This is a genomic window from Bradyrhizobium sp. SZCCHNS3016 (assembly GCF_032484535.1).
GTDB lineage: Bacteria > Pseudomonadota > Alphaproteobacteria > Rhizobiales > Xanthobacteraceae > Bradyrhizobium.
Map to the genome: position 1 here is coordinate 48,369 of NZ_JAUETE010000015.1, position 24,475 is coordinate 72,843.

Annotated in this window: 20 protein-coding genes; 6 read left to right on the top strand and 14 right to left on the bottom strand. The window is 66.9% G+C overall.

Annotation, left to right across the window (positions count from 1 at the left end):
* Positions 1 to 18 precede the first annotated feature (18 nt).
* Positions 19 to 1,569 carry an alpha/beta fold hydrolase gene (locus tag QW881_RS25495; RefSeq protein WP_315753872.1) on the bottom strand — a complete coding sequence of 517 codons (1,551 nt, stop codon included), beginning with the start codon at positions 1,567 to 1,569 and terminating at the stop codon, positions 19 to 21.
* A gap of 146 nt (positions 1,570 to 1,715) precedes the next feature.
* On the opposite strand from QW881_RS25495, the gene mddA reads away from it, so the two are divergent.
* On the top strand, positions 1,716 to 2,495 hold the full coding sequence (gene mddA, locus QW881_RS25500) for a methanethiol S-methyltransferase (protein WP_315753870.1): 780 nt from the start codon (positions 1,716 to 1,718) through the stop codon (positions 2,493 to 2,495).
* Positions 2,496 to 2,680: 185 nt separating this feature from the next.
* Entirely contained in the window at positions 2,681 to 3,871 is a 1,191-nt protein-coding gene (locus QW881_RS25505) for an MFS transporter (protein ID WP_315753867.1), read from the top strand.
* Here QW881_RS25505 and QW881_RS25510 read toward each other — a convergent pair whose 3' ends face one another.
* From QW881_RS25510 to QW881_RS25520, 3 genes are all read right to left on the bottom strand, one after another.
* Positions 3,872 to 4,675: an intradiol ring-cleavage dioxygenase gene (locus tag QW881_RS25510; protein WP_315753987.1), complete on the bottom strand. Its 804-nt coding sequence runs from the start codon at positions 4,673 to 4,675 to the stop codon at positions 3,872 to 3,874. It lies immediately after the preceding gene.
* Between the two features lie 97 nt (positions 4,676 to 4,772).
* Complete coding sequence (gene map / locus QW881_RS25515) at positions 4,773 to 5,597, bottom strand: type I methionyl aminopeptidase (RefSeq protein ID WP_315735018.1); 825 nt, start codon at positions 5,595 to 5,597, stop codon at positions 4,773 to 4,775.
* 99 nt (positions 5,598 to 5,696) lie between these two features.
* Positions 5,697 to 7,016 (bottom strand): mechanosensitive ion channel family protein, encoded by a 1,320-nt coding sequence (locus QW881_RS25520; RefSeq protein WP_315735015.1) that lies wholly within the window; start codon positions 7,014 to 7,016, stop codon positions 5,697 to 5,699.
* A 209-nt stretch (positions 7,017 to 7,225) separates the two neighbouring features.
* Here QW881_RS25520 and QW881_RS25525 point away from each other — a divergent pair, with 209 nt between their 5' ends.
* On the top strand, positions 7,226 to 9,019 hold the full coding sequence (locus tag QW881_RS25525; RefSeq protein WP_315753864.1) for a potassium/proton antiporter: 1,794 nt from the start codon (positions 7,226 to 7,228) through the stop codon (positions 9,017 to 9,019).
* Positions 9,020 to 9,022: 3 nt separating this feature from the next.
* On the opposite strand, the gene QW881_RS25530 is transcribed toward QW881_RS25525, so the two are convergent.
* Positions 9,023 to 9,541, bottom strand: a complete 519-nt coding sequence (locus QW881_RS25530) for a hypothetical protein (RefSeq protein ID WP_315753862.1) — start codon at positions 9,539 to 9,541, stop codon at positions 9,023 to 9,025.
* A 175-nt stretch (positions 9,542 to 9,716) separates the two neighbouring features.
* Complete coding sequence (mepA, locus tag QW881_RS25535) at positions 9,717 to 10,658, bottom strand: penicillin-insensitive murein endopeptidase (RefSeq protein ID WP_315753860.1); 942 nt, start codon at positions 10,656 to 10,658, stop codon at positions 9,717 to 9,719.
* A 393-nt stretch (positions 10,659 to 11,051) separates the two neighbouring features.
* Between mepA and QW881_RS25540 the strand changes: the two genes are divergently transcribed.
* On the top strand, positions 11,052 to 13,271 hold the full coding sequence (locus QW881_RS25540) for a putative bifunctional diguanylate cyclase/phosphodiesterase (RefSeq protein WP_315753858.1): 2,220 nt from the start codon (positions 11,052 to 11,054) through the stop codon (positions 13,269 to 13,271).
* Here QW881_RS25540 and ftrA read toward each other — a convergent pair.
* Positions 13,245 to 14,276, bottom strand: coding sequence for a transcriptional regulator FtrA (ftrA, locus tag QW881_RS25545; RefSeq protein WP_315753856.1), 1,032 nt, complete (start codon positions 14,274 to 14,276; stop codon positions 13,245 to 13,247). The genes QW881_RS25540 and ftrA overlap by 27 nt on opposite strands.
* Before the next feature lie 97 nt (positions 14,277 to 14,373).
* On the opposite strand from ftrA, the gene QW881_RS25550 reads away from it, so the two are divergent.
* A complete protein-coding gene (locus tag QW881_RS25550) occupies positions 14,374 to 14,772 on the top strand; it encodes a rhodanese-like domain-containing protein (protein ID WP_315753854.1) in 399 nt (132 codons plus the stop codon).
* Positions 14,773 to 14,790: 18 nt separating this feature from the next.
* On the opposite strand, the gene QW881_RS25555 is transcribed toward QW881_RS25550, so the two are convergent.
* Both QW881_RS25555 and lepA read right to left on the bottom strand, forming a co-directional pair.
* Positions 14,791 to 16,758, bottom strand: coding sequence for a methyl-accepting chemotaxis protein (locus QW881_RS25555; RefSeq protein WP_315753852.1), 1,968 nt, complete (start codon positions 16,756 to 16,758; stop codon positions 14,791 to 14,793).
* Between the two features lie 149 nt (positions 16,759 to 16,907).
* Complete coding sequence (lepA, locus tag QW881_RS25560; protein ID WP_315735001.1) at positions 16,908 to 18,719, bottom strand: translation elongation factor 4; 1,812 nt, start codon at positions 18,717 to 18,719, stop codon at positions 16,908 to 16,910.
* A 116-nt stretch (positions 18,720 to 18,835) separates the two neighbouring features.
* On the opposite strand from lepA, the gene QW881_RS25565 reads away from it, so the two are divergent.
* Positions 18,836 to 20,440 carry a glycosyltransferase family 39 protein gene (locus tag QW881_RS25565; RefSeq protein WP_315753850.1) on the top strand — a complete coding sequence of 535 codons (1,605 nt, stop codon included), beginning with the start codon at positions 18,836 to 18,838 and terminating at the stop codon, positions 20,438 to 20,440.
* Positions 20,441 to 20,487: 47 nt separating this feature from the next.
* Here the strand turns inward: QW881_RS25565 and QW881_RS32630 are convergent, their stop codons facing one another.
* The 5 genes from QW881_RS32630 to QW881_RS25585 form a co-directional block, all read right to left on the bottom strand.
* Positions 20,488 to 21,021, bottom strand: coding sequence for a putative immunity protein (locus QW881_RS32630; RefSeq protein ID WP_409998944.1), 534 nt, complete (start codon positions 21,019 to 21,021; stop codon positions 20,488 to 20,490).
* A gap of 88 nt (positions 21,022 to 21,109) precedes the next feature.
* Complete coding sequence (locus tag QW881_RS25570) at positions 21,110 to 21,439, bottom strand: HPr family phosphocarrier protein (RefSeq protein WP_315753848.1); 330 nt, start codon at positions 21,437 to 21,439, stop codon at positions 21,110 to 21,112.
* A complete protein-coding gene (locus tag QW881_RS25575) occupies positions 21,436 to 21,837 on the bottom strand; it encodes a PTS sugar transporter subunit IIA (RefSeq protein ID WP_315734995.1) in 402 nt (133 codons plus the stop codon). The genes QW881_RS25570 and QW881_RS25575 overlap by 4 nt, the downstream gene beginning before the upstream one ends.
* Before the next feature lie 195 nt (positions 21,838 to 22,032).
* Complete coding sequence (locus QW881_RS25580; protein WP_315753846.1) at positions 22,033 to 22,494, bottom strand: HPr kinase/phosphatase C-terminal domain-containing protein; 462 nt, start codon at positions 22,492 to 22,494, stop codon at positions 22,033 to 22,035.
* Entirely contained in the window at positions 22,491 to 24,296 is a 1,806-nt protein-coding gene (locus QW881_RS25585; protein ID WP_315734990.1) for a sensor histidine kinase, read from the bottom strand. The genes QW881_RS25580 and QW881_RS25585 overlap by 4 nt, the downstream gene beginning before the upstream one ends.
* Between the last annotated feature and the right edge of the window lie 179 nt (positions 24,297 to 24,475).

Genomic DNA, 24,475 nt, shown 5'->3' on the forward strand with positions numbered 1-24,475 from the left:
TCCGTCGGGCGATCCTGCTTATGGCTGCAGACTGCCGATGAAGGCTTCGATGCTGGCGAGGACCGGCCTCTGGTCGCCGGCGAACATCCAATGGTCGGCGCCGTCGAGCTCGACGAAGCGCGCGTGGCGGATATGGCTGGCGAGATGTCGCCCGGCCCCGACGAGTACGGCGCGGTCACGGCGTCGGTGCAGCACCAGGGTCGGTGCAGAGACCCGGGCGAGCAGGTGGCGGACGTCCATATCCCTGAAGGCTTCGAGCAGGCCCTTGATGGCGCCGGGGCTGGATGCCGCGCGAAGCAGTCCGGCCCACCAGGCCCGCGCCTGGGGATCGCCGGCCAGGCTCGGTGCGAACGTCTCGATGCCCGCCGGTCCGCCCCATTCGGCCACGAGCTGTCGCAGCCAGATGCTGTACTGGCCGGCCTGCAGCGCATGCGGATAGTCTGATGTCGCGCTGCCCTTGGCCAGCGAGGCGAACAGGATCAGCCCGGCGACACGCTCGGGATGGTCGGCCGCGAAGGTGATGCAGGCCGGTCCGCCCTCGGAGGCGCCGAGCAGCACCGTGCGCCGGCTGCCGGCGGCGTCGAGCACGGTCGCGATGTCCCGCGCCGTCGCCTCCACGCTGGGGCTGAAACCGACCCGGTCGGAGAGCCCGATGCCGCGGCGATCGAACAGGATCAGACGGCCGATTCTGGCGAGCGCGGACAGCAAGGCCCGACAGCGCGGCTCCTCCCAGATCCGCTCGACATGCGAGACGAAGCCGGGCAGCAGCAGAATGTCCAGCGGACCGGTGCCGTAGGTCTGATAGGCCAGATGAACGCCGTCGCCCAGGACATAGCGCGTCGGCGGCGCGCTCTCGCCTTGCGCCGCGACGCCCTGCGTCAGCAGCGCCAGCGTATCCGGTTCGGGGGAGACGCCGAGCTCGTCGCGCAGGCGCTGTGTCAGGGCGTCGAGATGACGCTCGGCGGCGGCGCGGTCGCCGGCCAGCAGCAGGCTGCGGATCAGGGCGCGGCCATAGACCTCGCTGAGCGGATCGAACGCGACGAGGCGCCGGGCGTGGGCCGCCGCCGCGGCATGGTCACCGGCCGCGCTGCGGTCCTGCACCACGCGCTCCAGCGCCTGGACCGCCCGGCCGCGCAAGGCTTCGCGCCGGAAGAAGGCCCATTCCTCGAACTGCGGACAATCGCCGGGCGTGAAGCCGTCGAGGAAGTCACCTGCATAGAGGCGGCAGGCCAGCTCGAATTCGCCGCGGTCGCACGCCGTTTCGAACAGCCCGGATTCGACCTCCAGCTCGACCGCGGCCGCCCACCGAATCGTCGCGCGATCGATGGTGAGGCAGCCGTCGCCGAGCGTGAGCTGGAGCCGGTGCAGCAGGCGCCGCAGCCGCGCCCGCGCCACCTCCTCGGAACTCTCGGGCCAGAGCATCGTCGCCAGAACGTCCCGCGCGACGGGGCCCTTGGCCTCCGCCAGATAGACCAGCAGAGCGAGGCCCTTGCGCAGCGACAGCGGGCATGGCTGGCCGTCGCGATGCAGCTCGGGAAAGCCGAATGTCCGGACGCGGAACTGAACCATTGTCGTGCGACCTGCATGGCTGCGTCCGGGGGACGCTCGGGGGACGGTCGATTGGTAAGGCTCAGGCTCGCGCGGGACGTGAACGATCCCAGTATCGGGCGTCTCGATCACGGCCATGCCGTCCTCGATGCAACAAGGAAACATTCATGTCCGGACGTCTCCTCATCATGCTCTACGCCATCACGAGCTATGCCGTCTTTCTTGGGTCGTTCGTCTGGGCGGTCGGTTTCGTCGGCAATTACAACTATCTCACGGCCAAGTCGATCGACGTGGGCGTGTCCAGCACCGTGACCGAGGCCGTCGTCGTCGACGTGCTGCTGCTGGCGCTGTTTGCGGCCCAGCACAGCGTGATGGCGCGTCCGGCCTTCAAACAGTGGTTCACGCGCATCATTCCGGCGGCGGCCGAGCGTAGCACCTATGTCCTGCTGTCCAGCGTGATCCTGCTGCTGCTGTTCTGGCAATGGCGCCCGATCCCGATCCCGGTCTGGCGCGTCGAGGGCGCCGCCGCGGCCGTGCTGACCGGCGTCCACTGGCTCGGCTGGCTCATCGCGCTCAGCTCGACCTACATGATCGATCATTTCGATCTGTTCGGCCTGCGGCAGGCCGTCCTCGCCCTCCGCGGGACCGATGCGACGGCGCAGCCGTTCAAGACCCCGCTGCTGTATCGCCTGGTGCGCCACCCGCTGATGCTGGGCTTCCTGCTCGCGTTCTGGGCCACGCCGGAGATGTCGGTCGGTCATTTGCTGTTCGCGGTCCTCAGCACGGCCTACATCCTGATCGGGCTGCAGCTCGAGGAACGGGACCTGGTTGCCGAGTTCGGCGAGAGCTATCGGCGCTACCGCCAGCGCGTGCCGATGCTGCTGCCGCGGCTGATCGGCGGCCGGCGCACCGAAGAGACCGAAACGTCAGCGCGTGGCATGCGCTAGCGGCCTCGATTGCCTGCTCCCTCCGTTCCGGCTTGCGCGATGCAGCGCCCACGTAGACGTGAGTTGGTGCGGGGGACCTCAGCACCTATGTCGGGCTTGAATGCTGCGATGCAAAATCACAGCTCGACAGCCTCTGTTCTCATAAGGCCCTATGGCCTGCCGTTTCCGCTCGAGAGAGATCCGCGTTGACCACCATCACGTCCGATTCCGGCGACTCGCTGTCCGCCTGGATTACGTTGCTATTGGCCTTTTCCTGCGGGCTGATCGTCGCCAACATCTATTATGCGCAGCCGTTGATCGGGCCGATCAGCGCCGACCTCGGGCTGCGGCCGCAGCTCGCGGGACTGCTGGTGACGATGAGCCAGATCGGCTACGGCGCGGGTCTGCTGTTCGTGGTGCCGCTCGGCGACCTCATCGAGAACCGCAAGCTCGTCATCACGACCATCATCGTCGGCGCCGTCGCACTCGGCTGTGCGGCCCTGGCGACGAGCCCATCGACATTCCTGCTCTCGGCGCTGCTGATCGGCTTCGGCTCGGTCGCGGTGCAGATCCTGATCCCCTATGCCGGCCATATGGCGCCGGAGGCGATCCGCGGCCGCGCCGTCGGCAATGTCACCACCGGTCTGATGCTCGGCATCATGCTGGCGCGGCCGCTCGCGAGCTTCGTCGCGGCCCATGCCTCCTGGCACGTCATCTATGCGGCCTCGGCCCTCGCCATGGTGATCCTTGCCGTCGTGTTGCGCCTGACCCTGCCGCCGCGTGAGCCGCAGGCGCGGCTGAGCTATGGCCAGCTGCTCGGCTCGATGGTGGACCTCTATCGCGACACGCCGGCGCTGCGCCGCCGGGCGCTGTACCAGGCTGCGCTGTTCGGCGGCTTCAGCGTGTTCTGGACCACGTCACCGCTGCTGCTGGCCGGGTCCGATTTCCGGATGTCGCAGACCGGCATCGCCCTGTTCGCGCTGGCCGGCGTCGCCGGCGCGATCATGGCACCGGTGGCCGGCCGCATCGCCGACCGCGGCTGGACGAGGCCGGCGACGGTCGCGTCGATGGTGCTGTGCGCTGCCGGGTTCGCGCTGACACTGTTGGTCCCGCTCGGAACGAATTGGTCGTTGATCTCGCTGGTGATCGCCGCCATCGCGATCGATTGCGGCGCGCAGCTCAGCCTCATTCTCGGCTATCGCGTGCTGTTCGTGCTCGGCGCAGGCCAGCGCAGCCGGCTCAACGGGCTCTACATGACCACCTTCTTCGTCGCGGGCGCAGCAGGGTCGGGCCTCGGCGCGTGGGCCTATGCGCATGGCGGCTGGACGGCCGCCGCCGCATTCGGCACGGCGCTGCCGCTCGCCGCGCTGGCCTATCAGTTCACCGAACCGGATTGATCAGAACGGGCTGCGCTTCAGCCCGGGCACCAGCGCCGCCAGCCGGTCCTTGATCCACGGCGCCGGTGGCAGCTTGCCGGTGGGCATCTCGACCGCGGCGGCCGGGTTGCGGCCCACCGCGAGCGTCAGGGTCGCGAGATAATGGTCGCGCTCCTCCTTCACCGCGCAATGCGCGCGGTGATCGGGATCGGCCTCGGTCGCGACGCGGTCGTTGGCATTGATGACCAGCCGCTGCTTAGGCCGTCCGGTGTAGTCGGGCACGTTGGTGTAGATGAACTCGTTCAGCGCCTCGGGAAAGAAGGTCTGTCCCGTCAACACCGTGGCCTCGTCGACAAACACCCTGAAGTGGATGTGGGTGGCGCGACCGGCATACCAGCCGGGATAGATCGTCCTGAAGCCGGCCCAGCCGGCGGCATCGGCCATCTGGGTGCCGCGCAGGAACGTCTTGCCGCTCTGGTCGAGCTTGTGATTGTCGCTCTGGCCGGGATAACCCGAATAGATGCCGCGGGCGTCGCAGTGCCAGACGTCGACCCGTGCGCCCGGGATCGGTGCGCAGGAGCCGGCGTCGATGACGCGAAGGCGCAGCCTGAGCGGGACGCCCGGCCGGTCCTCGGCGATCTCGGCGCGCACCAGCTTGGGATCGAGATAATAGGGTCCCGACTCCGACTGCGGCGTCAGGATGCAGGCATCGTCGGCATTCGCCGATGCAGGAACTGTCTCCGACGCGGCGCGCGCCGACGGCGTCAGCAGCGCTGCGCCCGCGGAGAGAAGGCCGAGAACGCCACGGCGTGTTGCGATGGTCAGAGCTGCCTCCCGCAATCGCATGCGATGGAGGCGGCAGTCGATCAGCCGGACATGGCAACAATCGGACGCCCGGCGACCATTCGGCCCGAGGCGGCGCTCACACCTGCGTCAGCGGCTTCTCGCCATGGCGCTCGGACAGCGTGAAGATCTCGACGCCATCGGCGGTGACGCCGACCGAATGCTCGAACTGCGCCGACAGCGAGCGGTCCCGCGTCACCGCGGTCCAGCCATCGGACAGGATCTTCACATGCGGCTTGCCGAGATTGATCATCGGCTCGATGGTGAAGAACATGCCGGGCTTGAGCAGCACGCCCTCGCCGGGGCGGCCGACATGGATGATGTTCGGCTCGTCGTGGAACAGCCGGCCGAGGCCATGGCCGCAGAAGTCGCGCACCACGCTCATGCCCTGCGGCTCGACGAAGCTCTGGATCGCATGGCCGATGTCGCCGGTGGTGGCGCCGGGCTTCACCGCGGCGATGCCGCGCATCATCGATTCGTAGGTGACCTCGATCAGCCGCTCGGCCTTGCGCGCGATCGGGCCGATCCCATACATGCGGCTCGAATCGCCGTACCAGCCGTCGACGATGAAGGTGACGTCGACGTTGATGATGTCGCCTTCCTTCAGCGGCCGGTCGTTCGGCATGCCGTGGCAGACCACGTGGTTGATCGACGTGCAGGTCGAATAGCGATAGCCGCGATACATCAGCGTCGCCGGATAGGCGCCGTGGCTGAAGGCGAAGTCGCGGACGAAATCGTCGATCCGCGAGGTTGGCACGCCCGGCTTGACGATGTCGGTGAGCGCATCGAGGCACCTCGACACCAGCGCGCCGGCCTTGCGCATGCCGGCAAAGCCGCTCGGGCCGTGCAGCTTGATCTGGCCGTTCTTGCGCGCAGTTGTGTCGGTCGCTTCGATATAGTTCATGGGCCTGTTTCGTTCTCAGGGGTGTCGCGGGGGTGATCGCCTAATTTAATGATCGTGCCGGCCGGTGCAAGCCGGGTGTGCACGGCCGGATCTGCCGGCCTAGCCGGTCGGCACCTCCAGCGTGGTCTCCACCGGCAGCGCACCGCCGCGAACGCGAAGCTCTCGCACCGGATACGGCACCCTGATGCCCTCGCGCTTGAATGCCTCCCACAGCGCCAGCATCACCTCGCTCTTGACGCTGTCCATGTAGCTGGGGTCGGCGATCCATGTGGTCAGCGAGAACTTCATGCCGGCCTCGGTGAACTCGGTCAGCAGGCAGTTCGGCGCCTTCGATTTCAAGGTGCGCGGCGTCTCGGCCGCGATCTCGGTGGCGAGCTTGCAGACGACCCGGGGATCGGCGTCGTAGTTGGTGCCGAAATTGACCTTCACCAGCGTGTTCTTGTCGGTGTAGGTCCAGTTGGTCACCTTCTGGGTGACAAGGTCCTCGTTCGGGATCAGGAACTCGCGACCGTCGCCGGCGGCGACCGAGATGTAGCGCGTGTTCATCGCGCTGATGCGCCCCGAGCTGTCGCCGATGGTGACGAGATCGCCCGGCTTCACCGATTTGTCGGCCAGCAGGATGATGCCGGCGACGAAATTGGCGACGATGCGCTGCAGGCCGAGGCCGATACCGACACCGGCGGCGCCCGAGAAGATCGCGAGCGCCGACAGGTTGATGCCGACCGCGCTGATCGCAATCGCGACGCCGAGGATCATCAGGCCCATGCGGACCATCTTGATCAAGAGCACCTGGATGGACGGTGTCAGGTCGGTCGAGCGGGTGATGCGGCTCTCGACGAAATTGCTGGCGATGTTGGTCAGCCACAGCACCGCGAGCAGCAGCACGCCGAGCTTGATCACCAGCAGCGGCGTCAGCCTGAGGCCGCCGAGCACGACCGAGATGGAATCGAGCGCGTCGACCACGTTGTCGAGCTGGCCGATGATGCTGAGCGCGGCGACCAGCCAGGCCGAGATCGACACGATCTGCACGATGAAGGTGCTGCGGATCACCGAGGTGATCAGCCGGATCACGAGCCAGGCCAGCGCCAGCTTGAGCGCGACGGCGAGCAGGTAGCTGCGGCTCGGCCAAGTCCACAGCAACATGCCGGTGCGGGCGATCCGCATCAGGATCACGAACACGACCGTGGCGACGCTCTCCAGCAGCACCCGTAGCAGCTGCCGCAGCGGGCCCGGCCAGCCCATCGCCAGCGAGGTCATGTCGATGCGCGCGCGCACGGCGGCACGTGCCGCAAAGGCAATGCCAGCGCCGCTCAGCACCAGCCCGAGTTGAAGGTAGAACCACGGCGAGGTGACCTCGGCGCCGATCGAGCGGCCAACGGTCTGCAGGAATTCGAGAACGTCTTTCAGGTCGAGGTCCATCAGCGGGGTCTCGGAGGGGAACAGTGGCGCGGGTTGGCGGGATCAGCGGGATTTAGTTCGTTTTCGTCACGGGCGATTGCCGCGAGATATACCCCGAACACGGCCGAGGATGGAAAAATGGGCATATCGCCGCGATAGGAGCAAATCCGGTTGGCGTGCAAGTGTGGCGACGATAAGGATGTAAAACTCGGATTCATCAGCGTTTTTTCATGACATCCCTCGACGCCGTCAGCATTGCCATCCTCCTCGGTGCGGTCCTCGTCATGGCCGGCATCCTGTCGAGCCTGCTGGCGCTGCGCTTCGGCGCACCGCTGCTGCTGGTGTTCCTGGTCATCGGCATGCTGGCGGGCGATTCCGGCCCTGGTCATATCGAATTTCAGGACGTCCGTACCACCTATCTGGTCGGCTCCGTCGCGCTGGCGCTGATCCTGTTCGACGGCGGCCTGCGCACGCGCTTCCAGAGCATCCGTACCGTGTTGGCGCCCTCGATGGTGCTCGCCACCGTGGGCGTGCTGATGACCGCGTTCATCACCGCGCCGGTGGCGAAATATGCCCTCGATCTCGGCTGGACCGAGGCGATGCTGGTCGGCGCCGTCATCGCCTCGACCGATGCCGCGGCCGTGTTCCTGCTGGTGCACGCCCAAGGCCTGCGGCTGCGCCCGCGCGTCGGCGCCACGCTGGAGGCGGAGTCCGGCAGCAACGATCCGTTCGCGGTGTTCCTCACGCTGATGCTGGTCGAGCTGATCTCGGTCGGTAACGGCTCGTTCGGACATTTCGCGTTCGAGCTGGTCCGCGAAGCGGTGCTCGGCACGCTGTTCGGCATCGTCGGCGGCCGCCTCGTCGTCATCGGCCTCAACCGGGTGGCGCTGCCGCAGGGTCTGCACGCGCCGTTCGTGACTACGGCCGCTTTGGTCATCTTCGGCATGGCGCAGATCGCCCACGGCTCCGGCTTCCTCGCGGTCTATCTCGCCGGCCTCATCGTCGGCAACCGGCCGACCCGCGCGCACAACTCTGTCGTCACCTTCCTCGATGCCGCGACCTGGCTCGCCCAGATCGTGATGTTCGTGCTGCTCGGGCTGCTGGTGTCGCCGCAGCGGCTGCTCGACAGCCTGCTGCCGGCGATCGCTGTTGCGCTGATGCTGATGCTGGTGGCGCGACCTGTCGCGGTGTTTCTCTGCCTCTATCCGTTCCGCTTCAACTGGCGGGAGAAGGCGTTCATCGCCTGGACCGGCCTGCGCGGCGCGGTCGCGATCTTCCTCGCCTCGATCCCGCTGCTGGTCGGGCTGTCCAAGGCCTATCTCTATTTCGACGTCGCGTTCGTGGTCGTGATCATCTCGCTGCTCGCGCAGGGCTGGACGCTCGGCGTGGCCGCGCGCAAGCTGCACGTGGCGCTGCCGCGCACCGATCGGGGCCCGCGCCGCATCGAGCTCGATCTGCCCGGCCAGCTCGAGCAGCAGCTGGTCGGCTATTCGATCCGCTCCAAGAGCCTGTACTTCCGCCGCGGCCTGATCCCGTCCTGGTCGAAGCCGACGCTGGTGATCCGCAACGAGCAGATTCTGTCGCCGCCCGAGGCCGAGCCGATCGCGCCGGGCGACTATCTCTATCTGCTGGCACCGCCGGAAAAGGCCGAGTCGCTCGACCGTTTCTTCGTCGACATGCCGCCGTCGGCGGCGCCCGACCCGCATCTGCTCGGCGACTTCATGGTCTCGGCCGAGCATACGCTCGACGAGGTCGCAGGCATCTATGGTGTCAAGCTCGACGAGGGCGAGGACAAGCTGACGCTCGCCGACTATTTCGACATCCATCTCGACAACGCGCCGAAGGAAGGCGCGACCCTGGCGCTCGACACCATCGTGCTGGTCGCCCGCTCGATCTCCGGCGGCCGCGTCAACGTGGTCGGCCTGCGCCTGCCGGAGGACGAGGAGGATGTGCCGGTGCTGACGCGCAAGGAACGGATGAAGCGCAGGCTGGCCAGTGTCTGGTCGTCGGTCGCGGGCGTCTGAGCGTCAATCTGCCGCCGGCAGCACGGCGATCGAGATCGCATTCTCCGGCGCGCCGCTGACCTGCAGCACGAAGGGCTGCGATCCCAGCTCGTACTTCATGGTCTTGCGGATGCCGTCGCAATCGATGGCGCCGCTGAAGCCGGCCGGCTTGAGGATCTTGCTGTCCTGCACGACGTCGATCCAGGCCGCGGCCGACAGGCTGATCGTGTAGACGCCGGCTTTGGGCGCCGTGGTAATCCGCGCGAGGCCGGCGAAAGTGCCGTCCTTGGGCGCGCGTTCCGGCGGCATCGCCAGCTTGGCCTCAGCCGCCGGACGCAGCTCCAGCACGATGCCGGTCGCAGGGATGGTGGCGACCTCCACACCCGATGCGAGCTTCTCGCGGTCGGCTGCGGTCAGGGCGGCACGCTCGCGCGCGATGTCCCATTTGAACTTGTCGCAGCCGCTCGGTTCGGCGGCGAGCGCGACCGTGCTGGCGGCCAGCGTGAGGAGGAGGGCAGTCGCGGCGGGACGGATCAGGATCATGACGGACTCGCTACCGTTACGCCGCGCAGCGGCCCGCGGCATTTCGATACCGCGATAACAGGAGCTAGAGGGACCGTCATCCCCTTCGATCGTCGCGCTCACGGCGCGAGCGCCGTCATCCGAGAGCGATCCAGCCGCTCTTGCGACTCCTTCGTCGCGTCGGCTTTCGGCCGCATCAATTCTTGGCGTCCGGCGCATGCAGCACCGCCCGGCAGCCAGGCGGCAGTTGCGCCATCGTGATCGGTTGCGGCGGCTTGGGCGGCTCTTTCGGCGGCGGCGGATGCAGCACCGCGTCCGAGAACCAATAGTCGAGGTCACCGCAGCCGTCGCCGCCCTCCTGGTCGGTCTGGCCATGACAGTCCGGGTTGCCCGGCGGGCACACCATGCGGATGTGGAAATGATAGTCGTGGCCCCACCACGGCCGCACTTTGGTGAGCCAGCTGCGGTCCCCCCTAGCGTCACGGCACAGCGCCTTCTTGATCGCGGCGTTGACGAAGATGCGTTGCACCGACCGCTCCTGCGCGGCGGTGCGGATCACGGCGAGGTGGCCCTTCGTGAACACGCGCGGATCGACGTCGAGGCGATCGGGCCGCACCATCATGACCGCCGACATCTCCTCGCGCTCGTTGCGCGACAGCCGATGGTCGGGCATGGGCGTCAGCCAGATGTCGGCGTCGAGCCCGATCTGATGGCTGGCATGGCCGCTCAGCGCCGGCCCGCCGCGCGGCTGGCTGATGTCGCCGACCAGGATGCCGGGCCAGCCGGCATCCTTGTGCGCGCGGGTCGCCAGCCGTTTCAGCAGCGCGATCAGGTTGGGATGGCCGAAATTGCGGTTGCGCGACAGCCGCATCACCTGCCAGCCCTCGCCATTGATCGGCATTCGCTCGGCGCCGGCGATGCAGCCGCGATTATAGGTTCCAATCACCTTGGTCGGTTGCGCCGACGGCAGGATCCTGCGGGCGAACAGCTCCTTGGCCGGTGTATTCGGATCGTCCGGATGCGCCAAGGGCGGCAGGGCCTTCGGCTCGACGCTGCCCTTGTCCTGAGCATGGGCCGGAGCCGTCGCGGCAATGACGGCCGAACCGATGATGGCGACCAGAATCAGGCGGACATGCATGGAGCGAGTGTAGCGGCTGCCGACCGGTCGAGATGCCCAATTCTGCGTCAGCGTCAGGCATTCGAGCCACTTTAACCTAACTTTAACCCTGCTGCCGGATTGGCGGAACCGGCTGAACACGGCTCAATTGCGTGAGTTCGTTCGGTAAATGAACACCATGTACGGGGCCATTGCACGGTATGCGGGTCTTTTTTGGTCTACGGCAACCGACGTCACTTATCGCTGGTTGTACCGCAGCCCTTGGTTGATCCTCCGCGCAAGTCTCAGCTCTCCAAAAGCGCGAGTGTGGCTGCCTGTTCCCGTAACCAGTGGCTGTCGTGCCCCGCATCAAGATACCATTTTTTCAGAAACGTGGCCGAAAACTGCCCGTCGAGAAGGAGAGTGAGGCACGCAATGCGGCCCGTTCGGCCACCCACGGCAAAAAAACGCAATCGCGTGCCAAGCGCCCGCGATGCAATTCACCCGGTCAAGCCGAGCCCGAAATTGCGGCGGCACAACCTGCGTAACCTCGGCCCTGTTGATGGGAGCGCGGGCAAGTGCGCCGAAGTGGCGATGGCGGAGGCGAAGAAGGCGCATGATCGTCTCATCGAAGCGATCGACATTCTTCCCGAGGGAATCGTGTTCCTCGACGCCGACGGCCGCTACATTCTCTGGAACAAGAAATACGCCGAAATCTACAACCGCAGCTCGGACCTGTTCGAAGCCGGCGCGCGGCTGCAGGACACCATCCGGGTCGGCGTGGCGCGGGGCGACTATCCGGAAGCCGCCGGGCGCGAGGAGGAATGGATCGCCGAGCGGCTGGAGAGGCTGTTCCAGCCGAGCGGCCGCCACGAGCAGAAATTGTCCGACGGCCGCACCATTCTGATCGAGGAGCGCCTGACCGCCGATGGCGGCATCGTCGGCCTGCGCGTCGACATCACCGAATTGAAGCAGCGCGAGGAGTCGTTCCGCCTGCTGTTCGACGGCAATCCGGTGCCGATGATCGTCTGCGCGACGGATGATGGGCGCGTGCTCGGCGTCAACGAAGCGGCGGCCCAGCATTACGGCTACAGCCGCGCCGCCTTCGAGCGGCTCAGCATCCGCAACCTGCAGGCCTATGAGAGCGAGCCGCCCTGGGCCGGCGAGCAGTCCGGCGAGGAGCAGGCGGCGCGCACCTGGAAGCATGTCCGCGCCGATGGCGCCCTGATCGATCTCGCGATCTATTCACGCCATCTCGTCCACAACAGCCAGCCCGCCGTGCTGCTGGCGCTGATGGACATCACCGAACGCAAGCGCGCCGAGGCGCGGCTCGCCTTCCTGGCCCAGCACGATGCACTGACCGGCCTGCCGAGCCGCAACCTGCTGCGCCAGAAGATCGATGACAAGCTCGCCCAGATGCGGCGCGGCTCCGAGAAAATCGCCGTGCTGGTGCTCGGCCTCGACAATTTCAAGTCGATCAACGACACGCTGGGCCACGCCGTCGGCGACCGGCTGCTGCGCGGGGTCGGCAAGCGGCTGCGCTCGATCCTGCGCCAGGAGGACATCGTTGCCCGTCTCAACTCCGACGAGTTCGCGGTGGTGCAAGGCGGGCAGGCACGGCCGGAGGATGCGGCCCAGCTCTGCCGCCGGCTGTTGCAGGCGATCGCCGACCCTTATCTCATCGACGGCAGCTCGGTGACGATCGGCGCCACGATCGGCATCGCCATGGCGCCGAACGACGGCGACGATGCCGAGAAGCTGCTCAAGAACGCCGACATGGCGCTGTCGCGCGCGAAGAACGAGACGCGCGGCACCTTCAGCTATTTCGAACCCGGCATGGATGCCCGCGCGCAGAGCCGGCGCAAGATCGAATCCGAGCTGCGCGAGGCCATCCAGCGCGACGTGCTGCAGCCGCATTATCAGCCGCTGATCGACCTCTCGACCGGACGCATCACCGGGTTCGAGGCGCTGGTGCGCTGGCCGCATCCCGAGCGCGGCATGATCCCGCCGTCGGAGTTCATCCCGGTCGCCGAGGACACCGGCCTGATCTCGGCGCTCGGACGCGCGATGCTGCGCCAGGCCTGCAGCGACGCCGCGAAATGGCCGGACGACGTCCGCGTCGCCGTGAACATGTCGCCGCTGCAGTTTCGCGTCGGCAACGTGCTGTCGCTGGTCATGGACGTGCTGAAGCAGTCGGGCCTGCCGCCGAGCCGGCTCGAGCTCGAGATCACCGAGACCCTGGTGCTTGAAAAGAGCGGCCAGGTGCTGGCGACCCTGCATGCGCTGCGCGCGCTCGGCGTCCGCATCTCGATGGATGATTTCGGCACCGGCTATTCCAGCTTGAGTTATCTGCGCAGCTTTCCGTTCGACAAGATCAAGGTCGACCAATCCTTCATCCGCGATCTCGCCGCCAATCGCGAGGCGCAGGCGATCGTCCGCTCGATCGTCAGCCTCGGCAAGGGGCTCGGCGTCATCATCACGGCCGAGGGCGTCGAGACCGAGGCCGAGCTGCGCTGCCTGCGCGCCGAGGGCTGCCATGAAGGGCAGGGTTATCTGTTCAGCCGGCCCCGGCCCAATGTCGACATCGTCCGGCTGTTGCAGGCGCAGCGAGATGCCATGGACGGTGCCTCATCTGGCAACGCGCTGGTGGCTTGAGCGAGCGACGCTGGCTGATGTCGGGCGCGCCTCGAAGCGCCGGCGATACGCCGCGGGCGATGTTCCGACGATGCGACGGAAAGCGACGCGAAACGTTTCGAGCGACCGGTAGCCGCACTGCGCCGAGATGTCCGCCAGGGAGAGCGTCGCAGTCTCCAGCAGCTCCCGCGCCCGCGCCATGCGCTCCTGCTGCAGCCAGGCTGCAGGGCTCGCGCCAGTGCTGTCCTTGAACGACCGCAGCAAGGTGCGCTCGCTCATCCCGGCGCGTTTTGCCATCTCGCTGATCGCAATCGGCTGCGCCAGTCGCGCACGCGCCCAGTCCATGACCTCGCCGATCGTCCGTCCCGGGCGCGCCTGGACCGGTGCGACGACGTACTGCGCCTGCCCGCCGTCCCGGTGCGGCGGCATCACCAGCCGCCGCGCAACGGTGTTCGCAACCTTGCTGCCGAAATCACGCCGGACCAGATGCAGGCAGGCGTCGATGCCCGCCGCGCTGCCGGCCGAGGTGATGACGTTGCCCTCGTCGACATAGAGCGTGTCCTCCTCGACCTGAATGCGGGGGTAGAGCCGCTTCAGGTCGGGGATGTGCCGCCAATGCGTCGTGGCGCGTTTGCCGTCCAGCAGGCCTGCGGCTGCGAGCACGAACACGCCGGAGCAGATCGACAGGCATCGCGCGCCGCGCGCAGCCGCCTGCGAGATGGCGCGCAGCAGGCGCTCGGGCGGCCGCTCGGTGCGATCGCGCCACCCCGGCACGATGATCGTGCGGGCGTCCTTCAGGCGCGAGAGCGGCGCGCCGGCCTCAACGACGATGCCGCCGATCGCGCGTGACCGCCGTCCCTCGGCCGAGACCACCTTGAACCGATACCAGGAGAAATCGAACTCCGGCCGCGGCAGTCCGAACACTTCGACCGCGATGCCGAACTCGAACGTGCACAGCCCGTCATAGGCAATGACGGCGACGAGGCCGGGATCATGACGATGGCTGCTGGCTGCGGCTGGCGGCATTGGCGGAAACTTACCGGACTTTGTCGGATCCGTCACTTGGGGCGCCGGGCATCTCGGGCGAGATTCGGGCCTGTTTACATCACCGCATGGAGACCCAATGACCACGCATGTCACCGAAGTACCCGCCGCTCCCTCAGCGCTGGCGCTCCAGCATTTCGAGGCGATGCTCGGATTCGAGACCGATTGCTGGGACGTTCACGAGAGCCTCCGCGCGGCCGCTCCGGACTTCATCCTGGTCGACGTCCGCGGCCCGGCCTCGTTTGCGAAGGGCCACATCGCGGGCGCCATCAACATTCCGCACCGGACCATGACCGCGAAGCGGATGGCAGAGTATCCGAAGACCGAGCTTTTCGTCGTCTACTGCGCCGGTCCGCATTGCAACGGCGCCAACCGGGCGGCCATCCGCCTCGCGCAGCTCGGGCTGCCGGTCAAGATGATGATCGGCGGCATTACCGGCTGGCTCGACGAGGGCTTTGCGCTCACGCCGGGCGGCTGAGCGCAAGCGGCCCGCCAGCTACGCGGCCTTGCGCAGGCCGGCCAGGAAGGTGTCGACGCTCTTGAACAGGTCGTTCGCACGCTTGCCGAGGTCGCGCGTGGCGACCATGACGTGGTCGGCGAGCTGGCGTGACTGCTCGGCGGCGTCACTGGCGCCGACGACGTTCTGCGACACCTCGTTGGTGCCGGACGCCGCCTGCTGGACGCTGCGCGCGATCTCGCGCGTCGCCGAGTCTTGCTGCTCGACGGCGGCGGCGATGGTTGCGGCAATGCCGCTGATCTCCTGGATCGTTGTGCTGATGCCGCCGATGGCAGTCACGCAGTCGGACGTCGCGGCCTGGATCGAGCTGACCTGGCCGGCGATCTCCTCCGTCGCCTTGGCGGTCTGTCCGGCCAGCTCCTTGACCTCGGCGGCCACGACCGCGAAGCCGCGGCCCGCCTCGCCGGCACGCGCCGCCTCGATGGTCGCGTTGAGCGCCAGCAGGTTGGTCTGGCTCGCGATCGCGTCGATCAGGCGCAACACGTCGCCGATCCTCTCGGCGGCTGCGGCGAGGCTGCCGACCATCTCGGTGGTCTGCCGCGCCTTGACGACCGCGGCATCGGCGACCTTGCTGGAATGCGCGACCTGGCGGCCGATCTCGGTCACCGAGGAGGCGAGCTCCTCGGAGGCCGCGGCAACGGTCGACACGCCGCTCGAGGCTTCCTCGGACGCGGCAGCGGCAGCCGCTGCGCGCTGCGAGGTGCCGTTGACGCTGACGGTGATCTCGTGGACGACGCGCTCCATGTCAGCCGTAGCTTTGGCCACCGAGGACACCACGCCCTTGACGTCGGCCTCGAACCGGTCGGCCATCTGCCGCTGCAGCGCCTGCTTCTCCTGCTCGGCGCGCTGTTGCGTCGCCTCCTGCGCCTCGCGCAGGCTGGCCGTCTCGATCATGTTGCGGCGGAACACGTCGACCGCCTGCGCCATCGTGCCGAGCTCGTCCTTGCGCTGGCCGCCGGGGATCGCGACCTCAGTGTCGCCGCTCGACAGCCGGTGCATGACGGCGGTGATCGCGACCAGCGGGCGCGAGATGCCGCGGGCGACGAACAGCGCGACGATGACGGCGAGCAGCAGGATCACGACCGTGCCGATGATCAGCTGCTGCTGCGCGCTGCTGGCTGCGGCCTCATAGGCCGTGGTGTCCTTGATCAGCTCGAGCACGGCGATCGGGTCGCCGGCGTAGTTCCTGATCTGGCCGGCATAGACCGCGGCGGGCTTGCCGGCCAGGGTGGCATCGCGCAGCAGCGCCGTGCCCTTGAACACCGCGAGCACCTCGTCCGGGGTGGCGACGGTCTCGTCGCCGAACGTCGAGGACAGCCGCTTCGGCTGGCCGTCATTGATCCAGTAGACGGCGAGATCGATGCCGAAGCGCTGCTTGGCGCGCTCGACGAATTCCTTGCCGAAGGCGGCGCCGACATCGACGGTCGCGATCACCTTGCCGTCGCGCACGATCGGCGTCATGCCGAAGATGCCGAGCGACAGCCGGCTTTGCTCGACGCCGGCGATCAGGCGGCCGGTCTGGTTGGCCTGCACCACCGTGATGCGGCGCTTGGAGGTGTCGTCGCCGAACACCTTGGGCTCATGCACGCGATAGAAATTGGTGGCCGGCGGCGCCCATACGTTCACCAGTGGAATGCCTTGCGCCTTCAGCGATGTCATGGCGCCGCCGAGCAGGGCGCCAAGCGCATCGCGATCACCCTTGAGATAGGCGTCGGCAATCGGCGGCAGGGCTGCCAGGGTGGAGCTCACGGCCAGCGCAGCGCGGCCTTCGTAGTCGATGCCGGCCGAAACGCTGTCGAACTGCAGCTTGAGCTGCTGCTCCAGCGCCAGCCGGGTCAGGGCGCGCTGCTGGATGACGGAGAAGGTGCCGAGCACGGCACAGGCGATGGCGACGGTGAGCGAGAGCGCGACGATGAGGCGGGCGGAGATCGACCGGAGGCGGGACATTGGGGGCATTCCTTGCTTTGCAGCAAGGGTCCCAGAATACCATTAAGGAACGGATACCGTAGTTGCACGGGAGCTCTGGTTCCGCTTTGGAATCCGGATTTTCTTCAGCCTATCGTGCTGATGAAACCGGAGAGGGGCAGACCCGCGCCTCAGCTATCCACCTTGAGGGCGGCGATGAAGGCTTCCTGCGGGATGTCGACCTTGCCGAACTGCCGCATCTTCTTCTTGCCTTCCTTCTGCTTCTCCAGAAGCTTGCGCTTGCGGGTGATGTCGCCGCCATAGCACTTGGCGGTGACGTCCTTGCGCAGCGCGCGCACGGTCTCGCGCGCGATCACCTTGCCGCCGATCGCCGCCTGGATCGGGATCTGGAACATGTGCGGCGGGATCAGGTCCTTCATCTTCTCGACCATGGCGCGTCCCCGGCCTTCGGCGCGGGTCCGGTGCACCAGCATCGACAGCGCATCGACCGGCTCGTTGTTGACGAGGATCTGCATCTTGACGAGGTCGGCCGGCTTGTAGTCGGTCAGGTGATAGTCGAACGAGGCGTAGCCCTTGGAGACCGATTTCAGCCGGTCATAGAAGTCGAACACCACCTCGTTGAGTGGCAGGTCGTATTTGACCATGGCGCGGCTGCCCACGTAAGTGAGCTCCTTCTGATTGCCGCGGCGGTCCTGGCAGAGCTTGAGCACGCTGCCGAGATATTCGTCAGGCGTCAGGATGGTGGCCTCGATCCACGGCTCCTGGATCTCGGCGATCTTGACCACGTCGGGCATGTCGACCGGGTTGTGGATCTCGATCTCCTCGCCGTCGGTCAGCTTCATCTTGTAGATGACGCTTGGCGCGGTCGCGATCAGGTTGAGATCGAACTCGCGGGAGAGGCGCTCCTGGATGATCTCGAGGTGCAACAGGCCGAGGAAGCCGCAGCGGAAGCCGAAGCCGAGCGCGGCCGACGTTTCCATCTCGAAGGAGAAGCTGGCGTCGTTGAGGCGGAGCTTGCCCATCGCGGCGCGCAGGGTCTCGAAATCATCGGCATCGACCGGGAACAGGCCGCAGAACACCACAGGGATCGCCGGCTTGAAGCCCGGCAACATCTCCGTCACCGGCTTGCGGTCGTCGGTGATGGTGTCGCCGACGCGGGTGTCCGCCACTTCCTTGATCGCGGCGGTGATGAAGCCGACCTCGCCGGGGCCGAGTTCGTCGACCTGGGTCATCTTCGGCGTGAAGAAGCCGACGCGCTCGACGTCATAGGCCGCACCCGTGCCCATCATGCGGATGCGCTGGCCCTTCTTCATCACGCCGTCGACGATGCGCACCAGCACGACGACGCCGAGATAGACGTCGTACCAGCTGTCGACCAGCAGCGCCTTCAGGGTGGCGTCGCGATCGCCCTTCGGCGGCGGCAGCCGGGTGACGATCGCCTCCAGCACGTCGGGAATGCCGAGGCCGGTCTTGGCCGAGATCATCACGGCATCGGAGGCATCGATGCCGATGACGTCCTCGATCTGCTGCTTGATCTTCTCGGGCTCCGCCGCCGGCAGGTCGATCTTGTTGAGGACCGGGACAATCTCGTGGTTGTTGTCGAGCGCCTGGTAGACGTTGGCGAGCGTCTGCGCCTCGACGCCCTGGCTGGCGTCGACCACCAGCAGCGAGCCCTCGCACGCCGCCAGCGACCGGGAGACTTCGTAGGCGAAGTCGACGTGGCCGGGCGTGTCCATCAGGTTGAAGATGTAGTCCTTGCCGTCCTTGGCGCGATAGCGCAGGCGCACGGTCTGCGCCTTGATGGTGATGCCGCGCTCGCGCTCGATGTCCATCGAATCGAGCACCTGCTCCTTGCCCGCCATCTCGCGGTCCGACAGCCCGCCCGTCATCTGGATCAGGCGGTCGGCGAGCGTGGACTTTCCATGGTCGATATGGGCGACGATGGAGAAGTTGCGGATGTTGGGAATGGGGGCGGTCGTCATGGGTCGCGCAGATAGCACCCCAAGCCCCCAACCAGCAACCATATTGCTGAATTTCCAGGGCCTTTCTTCACGGCAAGCTGATTCCCCGGGCGCTGAAAACAGGCTACCGAGGGCGGATGTCGAGTACCTCTCTCCCGCCTCTCGCGGCGCGCATGCGCGGCCGTTTCGGACCGCGGCGAATCTCCGCCTGGCTGGTGGCGCGCGCCACGGCGCCGGCAACGTCGATCTGGGTCGTCATCGGCTTCGCGGTGGTCCACGCGGTGCTGTGGACGGCGATCCTCACCAATCTGAAGGCAGCGCAGGACGTCCACATGGACGTCGCCGAGGCCTATGCCTGGGGCAGCCGCTTCCTGCTCGGCTACGGCAAGCATCCGCCGCTGTCGGGCTGGATCGCCGGGCTGTGGTTCGCAGTGTTTCCGGTCAAGGACTGGGCGACCTATGCGCTGGCGATGGCCGTGAATGGCAGCGGCCTCGTGATCGTCTGGCTCGCGAGCCTCAAGGTGGTCGACCGCCGCCGCGCCTTCTTCGTCGTGGTGATGGTCGCGCTGTACCCGATCTTCAATTTCAAGGGCTTCAAGTACAACGCCGACCTGGTCCAACTGCTGACCCTGCCGCTGTTGGTGCTGGCCTATCTCAACGCGTTCGAAAAGCGCAGCGCCGCCTCCGGCCTGTGGCTCGGCCTCGCCGGCGCGGCGGCGCTGATGACCAAATACTGGGTGCTGACCATGATCGGCGCCATCGGCCTTGCGGCACTGCTGCACCCGGAACGGTTGCGCTTCCTGGCGTCGCCCGCGCCGTGGGTCGCGATCGTCACCATGCTGGTGGCGATGATCCCGCATCTGGTGTGGCTGTGGCGGGTCGATTTCGTCGCCATCACCTATGCCGGGGATGTCTATACGCTGTCGGACCGCGGCCGGGCCGCCGAGCTCGTGCTCGGCTATGTCGGCCACAATCTGGCGCTGCTGGCTTTGCCGATGGCGCTGGCGGCGCTGGTGATGGCCTGGCCGCCGCGATTCGCCTTCCACAACTGGCGCGGCGGTCCCAATCCCGGCGTGAATGTAGGCCAGGCGATCAATGTCTGGCTGGTGCAGGCGATCGTCGCCGTCGGGCCGCCTCTCGGCGGGCTCGCTTTCACGATCTACATGAAGACCGATTGGGGCATCTCGTTGTTCTTCCTGGTGCCGCTGGCGCTGGTCGCGATCCCCGCGCTGCGGCTGCGGCGGGTCATGGTGCCGCGGCTGGCCGCTGTCTGGCTGGTGCTGTCGCTGCTGACGCTGGTCGCCTCGCCCTGGATTGCCCGGCGCGAGATGGCCGCCAATCCGAACGGCGCCACCGGCTATGGCGGCCGGTCGGAGCTGGCCCGGGAGCTGACCAACACCTGGCACGCCCGGTTCGGCTCGCCCTGGCCCCTCGTGGCCGGCTTTTCCGAGATGAACACGCCGATGACCTTCTATAGCCCGGACCACCCGCGGCCGTTCACGGTGCCCTACACGGCGGAGGAGACCTGGAGTTCCGGCCTGAGCACGCTGGAGGACCTCAAGCGCGAGGGATTCATCGGCATCTGCGACACCACCGACAACCGGATCGCGGCCTGCGAGGCCTGGATGGCCAAGGAGGCGCCGAAGGCCGAGCCGCTGGTGATGACCACCCAGCGCTTCTTCCACGGCCAGGCGGGTCCTGCAATCGTTTGGAGGGTGTATATTCAGGGACCGGGGAGATAGCTCCGCTGCCGTCCCGGCCAAGCGCTCCTGCGCGCGAGGCCTCCCGATCACCGGAGCAGGGTATCGAGCTGGCGGATCAGCTCTCCGACCCGGCCTCCCCCGGGCGGTGGACCAGGATAACGTCTGAGGACGTCCACGACCTCTTGAGAAGCGAGAAGCCGTGATCGCGCGAGGTAGTCAGCGCCGACAGCGGGAACGTCTCCGGCCGAGATTTCGAAAGCTCGCGCCGCGTGGCCGGCAGCTCCGAGGATGTGCTTGACCTGGGAAGGGTTTGGGAGGGGATGAAGGAAGCCCGCGCCCGCCGCGGCGAGGGCAGCGCGAGCGGCCTCATAGGCCGCGCGCAACCCCTCATCGCGAGCCTCGATTGCCGCCCGCTGCGCCGCCCACGCGCTATCCCGTAGGGATTTGCTCCGATTCCCACCGCTCGCAAAGCTTCGGGCGGCCTGTATTGCGGCTCGTGCACGAAGATCATCCGGTCGGTCGCATTCGAAGATCGCCAGCGCGGGAAGTGCAGAGACGGCTGCGTATTCAGCCACGGCTCGCAGTTCTGCCTCGCTCAGCCGAATAGCGCTATTGGACATGCCATCCTCACCGTGTCGCTACGCGAGGATAAGCGCACATCGGGTAGAATGCCCCATTGCGGCAGGCGAAGCGAGGTTCGGGAGGCCCTCACACTCCTTCTTCGTGGAACTTGTCGTTCACCAGGTCGGTGATCGCCTGCAGCGCGGCCTCCGCCTCGGGCCCGGTGGCGGAGACCAGGATCTTGGTTCCCGGCGCCGCCGCCAGCATCATCAGGCCCATGATCGAGCGGCCGCCGACGGTCTCGCCGCCGCGCGTCACCCAGACCTCGGCCTGGAACTTTTCGACCATCTGCACGAATTTCGCCGAGGCCCGCGCGTGCAGGCCGCGCTTGTTGGTGATCAGCAGCTCTCGCGAGATGGCTCCGGCAGGGACCGCCGGGCCGGCGACGTTGTCCTGCGGGGCGTCCTCGTCGCTCATTTGCCGGCGAGCACGCGGCTGGCGATGGTGACGTATTTGCGTCCCGCCTCCTGCGCCATGGCGATGGCGTCGGGCAGCGAGCGCTCCTCGCGCACCTTGGCGAGCTTCACCAGCATGGGCAGGTTGATGCCCGCGAGCACCTCGACCTTGGGCCGGCTCATGCAGGAGATGGCGAGGTTCGAAGGCGTGCCGCCGAACATGTCGGTGAGAATGGCGACACCGTCGCCGGTGTCGACGCGGTTCACGGCTTCGATGATGTCGCTGCGACAGAGATCGGAATCATCGTCGGCGCCAATCGTGACCGCTTCGATTTGTTTTTGAGGGCCCATTACGTGTTCCAGCGCCGCCTTGAACTCGTCGGCGAGGCGCCCATGGGTCACCAGTACCAGGCCAATCATCGGATACTCCTCGCGGGCGCCTTGGGTGCACCGCACGAACGCGCCACTTTGACCATCCGGAGCCCCCGCGCAAGAGGGCATATTTGCGAGTCTCCCGGATTCTGGCATACAGAATGGGAGCTGGCGGCGGTCTAATCGGTCGCGATAGTGGGGCTGATATGGTTACCAATTTGCTCCACACAATCGGCCGAAAGATTACCGGAACATGAAAGCCTGAGTGGTAATAAGCGACGCAACAACCATCGGGAGGGGTGGAAAACCCGGCCCAACCGGTATGCGTGGCAATTCGATACCGTTGAGATGAATGCGAAGCGATTCGGCGTTCGGCAGGCGGGCAGCATCCTCGGCCATCAGGTCGACCACCAGCCCCAGTTTCGCCTCCGACACATGGTCGCAGGCGCGGATTCCAAGGCCGCGGATCTCGATCAGTCCGGCCAGAGCGGGTGCGGGACTTACCCACATTTCCCCGCCGCGTGTGGCGAGATGAACACGGTCGTCGCCCACCAGAGCCGTCGGCGGCAGCTGTCCCGCGCGTCCGGCGAGCATCAGATCGAAGGCGAGACGGGATTTGCCGGACCCGGAGGGACCCCGGATCAGGACGGCCAGTTCCCCCACCTGGACGGCAGACGCATGGATGCTCGCCGCTTCGTTCGTCACGACGCCGGCAGCCGGACGATGAAGCGGGCCCCGGCCGAGGTCGGATGTCCGTCGGCGTCGACAGGGCCGGGCCGGTTCTCGGCCCAGATCCGCCCGCCATGGGCGTCGATGATCTGCTTGGAGATCGATAGGCCCAGGCCGGAATTCTGGCCAAAGCCTTGGTGCGGCCGGTCGGTATAGAACCGCTCGAAGATGCGCTGCAGGGCGTCCTCGCGAATGCCGGGACCGTCATCATCGACCGTGATCTCGATCTCCGAGCGCACGCGTCGGCAGGTGATGCGTACCTTGCCGCCGGCGGCGGAGAACGATTGCGCATTCGACAGCAGGTTGGAGATCACCTGGCCGAGCCGCGAATCATGACCGGGCACCGAGAACGTGTCGTTGGCGCCGCGGCCCTCGAACCGGACCTCGACGGCGACGTCGGTGCCGAGCTTGGTCTCGTTGGCGACCGAGGTCAGCGTGTTCAGGAGGCGGCGCAGATCGACCAGGGTCATGTCCTGGCGCTGCAGCTCGGCATCGAGCCGGCTGGCGTCGGAAATGTCGGAGATCAGCCGGTCGAGCCGCTTCACGTCGTGCTCGATCACGGCGAGCAGGCGGGCGCGGCTGTTGTCGTTGCGCGCCAGCGGCAGGGTCTCGACCGCCGAGCGCAGCGAGGTCAGCGGGTTCTTGAGTTCGTGGGCGACGTCGGCGGCGAACATCTCGATCGCCTCGATGCGGTTGTAGAGCGCGTCCGTCATGTCGCGCAGTGCGCCGGAGAGATGGCCGATCTCGTCGCGGCGGCGGGTGAAATCGGGAATCTCGACGCGGGTCTTGATGCGGCGGCGGACCCGCTCGGCACTGTCGGCGAGCCGGCGCACGGGCCCGGCGATGGTGCTGGCGAGCAAGAGCGACAGCACGATCATGACCGCGGAGGCAACGCCGCCGACCTTCAGAATGGCGAGACGCTCGGCGGTGACCATCTGATCGATGTCGTCGCCCTGCGTCGACAGCATCAAGGCGCCGTGGATGGTGCGCGAGCGCTGCACCGACACCGCGACCGAGACGATGACCTCGCCGCGCGAATTGACCCGGACCATGCTGCGCTTCTGGCCCTTCAGCGCGTCGGCGACTTCCTCGTAGCCGTTGCCGTTCTCGGGGCCATATTCGCGGTACAGCGGCAGGTCGCCGCGATTGAGCCAGGTGCGTACCGAGATCAGCGCGCGCTCGACGAAGCCGGGCTTCTCGCTCGACGGCGGTGGCAGGTCGAAGCGCAGCACGTTTTCGAGATTACGGCTATCGAGCAACAGGCCGCCATTCGGGTCATAGATGCGTGCGCGGGTCTTGGTCGGCGAGATCAGCGTGCGCAGCACCGGCGCGACGCGTTCCGGATTGATCGGGAAGTCGAGCGGCGAATATTCGTCCGGCGCGCCGTAGCTCTCGCCGGGCTTGAGATCGAGCAGGCGCTCGGGATCGATGGTGATGGTGTTGGTCTGCACCGTGGCCGAGGCGGCGATGGCGCCGGCGATGATCTCGGCCTGCACCAGAAGGCTCTGCGCGCGGGCATCGATCAGTCCGGCGCGGAACTGCGACAGGTACAGAATGCTTGCAACCAGTGCGAGCAAGCCGGCGATGTTCAGCGAGACGATGCGGCGGGTGAGGCTCGAGAACGACAGCGCGAACAGGAACTGTCCGGCGCGGCGCAGCCAGCTCAGCGGACGCTGCCAGCCGGAGACCTGCGGGGTCTCGTCCGCCGCCTCGGACGCGATCGTCGCCGCGGCGTCGTGGGCATTCACGGCTGGGTCAAGCTGCGTGCGATCGAGCAATGTGAGTGCTCCGATTCCGAATTTCGTAGGGGTCGTGCGGCGAATTCCCGTGAGAACTCGACTTGCCGCACCCGAATTCGCCGCAACAACGGCCCCGTTCCGGCATCTGCGCTCGGACAAACGCGCAGGAGACGTAGCCTATCCAATCGAGACCGCGACGTCAGCGCGCGATTTCGCAT

Excerpts from the sequence above, each read along its gene's own strand:
- QW881_RS25495 (WP_315753872.1), bottom strand. The coding sequence starts at position 1,569 with ATGGTTCAGTTCCGCGTCCGGACATTCGGCTTTCCCGAGCTGCATCGC.
- mddA (WP_315753870.1), top strand. The coding sequence starts at position 1,716 with ATGTCCGGACGTCTCCTCATCATGCTCTACGCCATCACGAGCTATGCC.
- map (WP_315735018.1), bottom strand. The coding sequence starts at position 5,597 with ATGAACTATATCGAAGCGACCGACACAACTGCGCGCAAGAACGGCCAG.
- QW881_RS25520 (WP_315735015.1), bottom strand. The coding sequence starts at position 7,016 with ATGGACCTCGACCTGAAAGACGTTCTCGAATTCCTGCAGACCGTTGGC.
- QW881_RS25525 (WP_315753864.1), top strand. The coding sequence starts at position 7,226 with ATGACATCCCTCGACGCCGTCAGCATTGCCATCCTCCTCGGTGCGGTC.
- QW881_RS25530 (WP_315753862.1), bottom strand. The coding sequence starts at position 9,541 with ATGATCCTGATCCGTCCCGCCGCGACTGCCCTCCTCCTCACGCTGGCC.
- mepA (WP_315753860.1), bottom strand. The coding sequence starts at position 10,658 with ATGCATGTCCGCCTGATTCTGGTCGCCATCATCGGTTCGGCCGTCATT.
- QW881_RS25540 (WP_315753858.1), top strand. The coding sequence starts at position 11,052 with ATGCGGCCCGTTCGGCCACCCACGGCAAAAAAACGCAATCGCGTGCCA.
- ftrA (WP_315753856.1), bottom strand. The coding sequence starts at position 14,276 with ATGCCGCCAGCCGCAGCCAGCAGCCATCGTCATGATCCCGGCCTCGTC.
- QW881_RS25550 (WP_315753854.1), top strand. The coding sequence starts at position 14,374 with ATGACCACGCATGTCACCGAAGTACCCGCCGCTCCCTCAGCGCTGGCG.
- QW881_RS25555 (WP_315753852.1), bottom strand. The coding sequence starts at position 16,758 with ATGTCCCGCCTCCGGTCGATCTCCGCCCGCCTCATCGTCGCGCTCTCG.
- lepA (WP_315735001.1), bottom strand. The coding sequence starts at position 18,719 with ATGACGACCGCCCCCATTCCCAACATCCGCAACTTCTCCATCGTCGCC.
- QW881_RS25565 (WP_315753850.1), top strand. The coding sequence starts at position 18,836 with ATGTCGAGTACCTCTCTCCCGCCTCTCGCGGCGCGCATGCGCGGCCGT.
- QW881_RS32630 (WP_409998944.1), bottom strand. The coding sequence starts at position 21,021 with ATGTCCAATAGCGCTATTCGGCTGAGCGAGGCAGAACTGCGAGCCGTG.
- QW881_RS25570 (WP_315753848.1), bottom strand. The coding sequence starts at position 21,439 with ATGAGCGACGAGGACGCCCCGCAGGACAACGTCGCCGGCCCGGCGGTC.
- QW881_RS25575 (WP_315734995.1), bottom strand. The coding sequence starts at position 21,837 with ATGATTGGCCTGGTACTGGTGACCCATGGGCGCCTCGCCGACGAGTTC.